Origin of the sequence: Pseudomonas sp. 13B_3.2_Bac1, from assembly GCF_025466205.1 — a bacterium.
Classification (GTDB): domain Bacteria; phylum Pseudomonadota; class Gammaproteobacteria; order Pseudomonadales; family Pseudomonadaceae; genus Aquipseudomonas; species Aquipseudomonas fluorescens_H.
The window spans coordinates 1-5,864 of the sequence record NZ_JANLOG010000045.1; the positions used below are offsets into that span (position 1 = coordinate 1).

Sequence of the window (5,864 nt, forward strand, 5' to 3'; positions counted from 1 at the left end):
TAATGACTTCGCCCACCTCATACCCGCGTCGCAGCGCAGGACGCTACTGGGCATCGCACAACTGATCATGCTCGGGGAGTTGGCGGTGAATCGGGCGCTGGATAATCTGGAGTTGCCGCAGTAACAGGGATCGGTGACAAGCTTTGAATGAGGCGTTGCGGCTGCTGACGTCTTCGCGAGCAAGCCCGCTCCCACAGGGATTGGGGTCGATCACAAACCTGTGCCTACACGCCGAACCTGTGGGAGCGGGCTTGCTCGCGAAAGCGGCCTCACAGCCGACAGATGTCTTCAGGCATAAAAAACCGCCGTCCCGTTCAATCAGGATGGCGGTTTTTTATTGCGTCACTGTCAGGTCAGGAATCGCGCCGCAGATCCGGCGGAATCGGCAAATCGTCCTTGAGTGGATCCGGGCGTTTGCCCTTGCCGGCGCGGTACTGGCGGATCTGGTAGACGTAGGCCAGCACTTGGGCGACCGCCAGATAGAGGCCGCCGGGGATTTCCTGGTCGAGTTCGGTGGAGTAGTAGATCGAGCGCGCCAGCCCCGGCGACTCGAGGAGCATGACGTTGTTGGCGACGGCGATTTCGCGGATCTTCAGCGCCAGGAAGTCGCTGCCCTTGGCCAGCAATACTGGCGCCCCGCCCTTCTCCGAGTCGTACTTGAGCGCGACGGCGTAGTGGGTCGGGTTGGTGATAACCACGTCGGCGTCGGGAATCGCCGCCATCATCCGCCGCTGCGACATCTCGCGCTGGGTCTGACGGATACGCTGTTTGACCTCTGGCCGGCCTTCCTGATCCTTGTGCTCGTCGCGCACTTCCTGTTTGGTCATCAGCAGTTTCTTGTGGCTTTCCCACAACTGCACCGGCACGTCGACCGCAGCGATGATGATCAAACCGCAGGCCAGCCACAGCGAGCTCCAGCCCACCAGCGTCACGCTGTGAATGATCGCCTGCTCCAGCGGTTCATGGGCGATGCGCAGGAAGTCATCGATGTCGGACGACAACACCATCAGCGCCACGAACAGGGTGATCAGGAACTTGGCCAGCGCCTTGACCAACTCGATCACGGCCTTCATCGAGAACATGCGCTTGAGGCCCGCACCGGGGTTCATCCGGCTGAATTTCGGCGCCATGGAGCCGGCGGCGAACAGCCAGCCGCCAAGGGAAATCGGCCCGATCAGTGCGGCCAGCAGCAGGGTGATCATGATCGGCTGAATCGCCACCAGCGCGATCTTGCCCGAGATCAGCAGGAACGTGCCCATGGACTTCTGATCCATGATCACTTCCCGCGACAGCGAGAAATTCAGGCGCATCAGATCCATCAATTCCTGCGCCAGCATGCCGCCGAACACCAGCAGACCACCGGCACCGGCGAGCATTACCGCGAGGGTGTTGAGCTCTTTGGAACGGGCAATCTCACCCTTCTCACGGGAGTCCTTTTTACGTTTCTCCGTGGGGTCTTCTGTTTTGTCCTGACCGCTTTCGCTCTCAGCCATGCCTCAGCGCGCCCGTGCCAGTTCGCGTAGCAACTGCAAGGCCTCGGTGGCCAGCGGTTGATACTGATTGAGAATGTCCGCCAGACCGACCCAGACGATGAACAGACCCAGCACCAGGGTCAGCGGAAAACCGATGGAGAAGATGTTCAGTTGCGGCGCGGCGCGGGTCATCACGCCGAACGCGATGTTGACCACCAGCAGCGCAGTGACCGCCGGCAGCACCAGCAACAACGCCGCCCCCAGCACCCAACCGAGTTTGCCGGCCAGCTCCCAGTATTGCGCGGTCATCAACCCGCCGCCCACCGGCAGCGTGGTGAAGCTTTCGGTGAGCACTTCGAAGACCACCAGATGGCCGTTCATCGACAGGAACAGCAGGGTCACCAGCATGGTGAAGAACTGCCCGATCACCGCCACCGAGACGCCGTTGGCCGGGTCGACCATCGAGGCGAAGCCCATGCCCATCTGGATCGCGACAATCTGCCCGGCCACGGCAAAGGCCTGGAAAAACAGTTGCAGGGAAAACCCGAGCACCGCACCGACCAGAATCTGCTCGGCGATCAGCAACCAGCCGCTGAGCGCAAGCGGACTGACCTCCGGCATCGGCGGCAGCCCCGGGGCAATGCACACGGTGATGGCCACGGCAAAATACAGGCGCACGCGGCGCGACACCAGGGTGGTGCCGAACACCGGCATGACCATCAGCATCGAGGCGACGCGAAACAGTGGCAACATGAACGACGCCACCCAGGTACTGATCTGGGTGTCGGTCAGCTGAAGCAGCGATTGCATGGCTCAGCCGATGACCATCGGAATGTTCTTGTAGAGCTGGATGATGTACTCCATGAACGTCTGCACCAGCCACGGGCCGGCGACGATCAGGGTGACCAGCATGACCAGCAGACGCGGCAGGAAGCTCAGGGTCTGTTCGTTGATCTGGGTAGCGGCCTGAAACATCGCCACCAGCAGGCCGACCAGCAGGCTCGGCACCACGAGAATTGCGACCATCATCGTGGTCAGCCACAGTGCTTCACGAAAGATATCGACCGCCACTTCCGGCGTCATGGCGAAACACCTCCAAAGCTACTGGCCAGGGTGCCGATGATCAGCGCCCAGCCATCCACCAGTACGAACAGCATGATCTTGAACGGCAGCGAAATGATCAGCGGCGAGAGCATCATCATCCCCATCGCCATCAGCACACTGGCCACGACCAGGTCGATGATCAGGAACGGAATGAAGATCATGAAACCGATCTGGAACGCGGTTTTCAGTTCGGAGGTGACGAACGCCGGCACCAGAATGGTCAGCGGCGCCTGATCCGGGGTGGCGATGTCGGTACGCTTGGACAAGCGCATGAACAGCTCCAGATCACTGGTGCGGGTCTGGGCGAGCATGAAGTCCTTGATCGGTACCTGGGCCTTTTCCACCGCTTGCTGCGCGGTGAGTTTTTCCGCCAGGTAGGGCTGCAGCGCATCGTTGTTCACCCGATCAAACACCGGGGCCATGATGAACATGGTCAGGAACAACGCCATGCCGGTAAGGATCTGGTTCGACGGCGTCTGTTGCAGGCCAAGGGCCTGACGCAGGATCGAGAAGACGATGATGATCCGGGTGAAACTGGTCATCAGAATCACGGCCGCCGGAATGAAGCTCAGCGCCGTCATGATCAGCAGGATCTGCAGGCTGACCGAATACTCCTGCGCGCCGTCGGCGTTGGTGCCCAGCGTGATCGCCGGGATCGACAACGGATCGGCGGCGAACGCCAGCGGCGCGGCCAGCATCAAGGCCAGCGTCAAGACGATGCGTAGCGCACCCATTACTTCTTATCCTTCTGATCCTTGCCGAGAATCTTCAGCAGATGCTGGGCGAATTCCGGGGTCGCTTTTTCGCTGCTGCTCGGCACTGGCACCGGTTCCTTCAGCACATGCAGCGCCGTGATGGTGCCAGGGCTGAGGCCCAACAGAATCTGTTCGTTGCCGACCTGCACCAGCATCAACCGGTCGCGCGGACCGAGTGCGCGGGAGCCGATCAGCTCGATCACCTGGCCCTTGCCTGCAGGCCCGGACTGCTGCACCCGGCGCAGCAGCCAGGCGAGGAAGAAGATCAAGCCCAGCACCAGCAACAAGCCGAAGACCAGTTGCGTCAATTGTCCGGCCACACCGCTGCCGATCGCCGGCGCGGCAACCGCAGCGGCGGACGTGGCGGCCGGTTCAGCGGCCAGCACACTCAACGGCAGCGCCAGCAGCGCCCACAGGAACCGTTTCACTCAGCGCAGCTTCTTGATGCGTTCGCTTGGGCTGATCACGTCGGTCAGGCGGATGCCGAACTTCTCGTTGACCACCACCACTTCGCCGTGTGCGATCAGGGTGCCGTTGACCAGCACGTCCAGCGGCTCGCCGGCCAGACGATCAAGCTCGATCACCGAACCCTGGTTCAGTTGCAGCAGGTTGCGGATGTTGATGTCGGTGCTGCCGACTTCCATCGAGATCGACACCGGGATGTCGAGGATCACGTCCAGGTTCGGACCGTCCAGCGTCACCGGATCATTGTTTTTCGGCACGCTGCCGAACTCTTCCATCGGCAGACGGTTGGAGCTTGCAGCGCCAGCGTCGGCCGCGAGCAGCGCGTCGATGTCAGCCTGGCTGCCATCACCGGTCTCTTCCAGGGCCGCAGCCCATTCGTCGGCCAGTGCCTGATCGTCCTGGGCGTTCATTTCGTCGTTCATCATTTGTCCTCGGCGGGCAACAATTCAGTTAAATGCGTGGGGGGGTGAGAGCGGCGCTTCAGCGACGCTCGATCGGCTCGATCACTTGCAACGCGAGGTTGCCTTTGTGCGAGCCCATCTTGACCTTGAAGGCCGGTACGCCGTTGGCGCGCATGATCATGTCTTCCGGCATCTCGACCGGGATCACGTCCCCCGGCTGCATGTGCAGGATGTCGCGCAGCTTCAACTGGCGGCGGGCCACAGTGGCGCCGATCGGTACATCGACATCGAGCACGTCCTGACGCAGGGCATTGACCCAGCGCTCGTCCTGATCGTCGAGGTCCGACTGGAAACCGGCGTCGAGCATTTCGCGCACCGGCTCGATCATCGAGTACGGCATGGTCACGTGCAGGTCACCGCCACCGCCATCGAGTTCGATGTGGAAGGTGGAGACCACGATCGCTTCGCTCGGGCCGACGATGTTGGCCATGGCCGGGTTCACTTCCGAGTTGATGTACTCGAAATTGACTTCCATGATCGCCTGCCAGGCTTCCTTCAGATCGACGAAGGCCTGCTCCAGCACCATGCGCACTACACGCAGTTCGGTCGGGGTGAATTCACGCCCCTCGATCTTCGCGTGACGGCCGTCGCCGCCGAAGAAGTTGTCCACCAGCTTGAACACCAGTTTGGCGTCGAGGATGAACAGCGCGGTGCCGCGCAACGGTTTGATCTTGACCAGGTTGAGGCTGGTCGGCACGTACAGCGAGTGCACGTATTCGCCGAACTTCATCACCTGGACGCCACCGACGGCAACGTCCGCCGATCGGCGCAGCATGTTGAACATGCTGATGCGGGTGTAACGGGCAAAACGCTCGTTGATCATTTCCAGAGTCGGCATGCGTCCACGGACGATGCGATCCTGGCTGGTCAGGTCGTAGCTTTTGACACTGCCGGGTTCGGCAGCGTTATCGGTCTGTACCAGACCATCGTCGACGCCATGCAACAGCGCGTCGATTTCATCCTGGGACAGCAGATCCTGCACGGCCATGTCGTGTTCCTACTGCAGTACGAAATTAGTGAAAAGCAACTGTTCGATCACCACTTTGCCCAGCTCTTTCTGCGCCACTTCCTGAACGCTGGCTGTGGCCTTCTGGCGCAACATCTCCTGCCCGACCGGGGTCGCCAGCGTGGCGAAATCCTGACCGGAGAAGAGCATCACCAGGTTGTTGCGGATCACCGGCATGTGCACTTTGAGCGCGTCCAGATCGGCCTGATTACGCGCCAGCATGGTGATGCTCACCTGCATGTAGCGCTGACGGCCGTTCTGGTTGTAGTTGGCGACAAACGCCGGCGCCATCGGCTCGAAAATCGCTGGTTGCTTGCCGGTCGGCGCGGCTTCGGCCGCTGCGGCAGGCTTGCTCTGAGCACTGTGCATGAAGTACCAGGTCGCGCCCACGGACACACCGATCGCCAGCAGCAGAGCCACCACGATCAGGATGATCATCTTGAGTTTGCCTTTGGTCGCGGGGTCTTTTACAGCTGCTGCTTCGCTCTTCGCCATGCCAATAATCCGTCACTATTCGGGTTTTCACAGTCGCACGGCAAGGCAAGAGCAAGTGTTATGCCAGAAGTGTCGGAGGATTGATCTGGAGAGCACCACAAAACAA

9 protein-coding genes are annotated in these 5,864 nt (G+C 61.0%); 1 reads left to right on the forward strand and 8 read right to left on the reverse strand.

All coding sequences use genetic code 11. The features are described 5' to 3' along the window. On the forward strand, positions 1 to 124 hold a 124-nt coding region (locus NTD85_RS27720; protein WP_410017532.1), incomplete at its 5' end, for a DUF6124 family protein. Positions 125 to 353: 229 nt separating this feature from the next. On the opposite strand, the gene flhB is transcribed toward NTD85_RS27720, so the two are convergent. The 8 genes from flhB to fliL are packed head-to-tail and all read right to left on the reverse strand — an operon-like array spanning position 354 to position 5,758. Next, positions 354 to 1,493, reverse strand: coding sequence for a flagellar biosynthesis protein FlhB (gene flhB, locus NTD85_RS06550; protein ID WP_103522068.1), 1,140 nt, complete (start codon positions 1,491 to 1,493; stop codon positions 354 to 356). Between the two features lie 3 nt (positions 1,494 to 1,496). Further along, on the reverse strand, positions 1,497 to 2,282 hold the full coding sequence (gene fliR / locus NTD85_RS06555; RefSeq protein WP_003222899.1) for a flagellar biosynthetic protein FliR: 786 nt from the start codon (positions 2,280 to 2,282) through the stop codon (positions 1,497 to 1,499). A gap of 3 nt (positions 2,283 to 2,285) precedes the next feature. Beyond that, the gene (gene fliQ / locus NTD85_RS06560; protein ID WP_003222897.1) at positions 2,286 to 2,555 is read right to left on the reverse strand and encodes a flagellar biosynthesis protein FliQ; all 270 of its coding nucleotides are present in this window, start codon (positions 2,553 to 2,555) and stop codon (positions 2,286 to 2,288) included. After that, on the reverse strand, positions 2,552 to 3,310 hold the full coding sequence (gene fliP, locus NTD85_RS06565; RefSeq protein ID WP_003222895.1) for a flagellar type III secretion system pore protein FliP: 759 nt from the start codon (positions 3,308 to 3,310) through the stop codon (positions 2,552 to 2,554). The genes fliQ and fliP overlap by 4 nt, the downstream gene beginning before the upstream one ends. Then, positions 3,310 to 3,759, reverse strand: a complete 450-nt coding sequence (fliO, locus tag NTD85_RS06570) for a flagellar biosynthetic protein FliO (RefSeq protein ID WP_003222893.1) — start codon at positions 3,757 to 3,759, stop codon at positions 3,310 to 3,312. Before fliO ends, fliP begins: the two co-directional genes overlap by 1 nt. After that, entirely contained in the window at positions 3,760 to 4,218 is a 459-nt protein-coding gene (gene fliN, locus NTD85_RS06575) for a flagellar motor switch protein FliN (RefSeq protein ID WP_003222891.1), read from the reverse strand. Between the two features lie 58 nt (positions 4,219 to 4,276). Continuing rightward, positions 4,277 to 5,245, reverse strand: coding sequence for a flagellar motor switch protein FliM (gene fliM / locus NTD85_RS06580; RefSeq protein ID WP_003222890.1), 969 nt, complete (start codon positions 5,243 to 5,245; stop codon positions 4,277 to 4,279). Between the two features lie 9 nt (positions 5,246 to 5,254). Next, entirely contained in the window at positions 5,255 to 5,758 is a 504-nt protein-coding gene (gene fliL / locus NTD85_RS06585; protein ID WP_003222887.1) for a flagellar basal body-associated protein FliL, read from the reverse strand. Positions 5,759 to 5,864 lie beyond the last annotated feature (106 nt).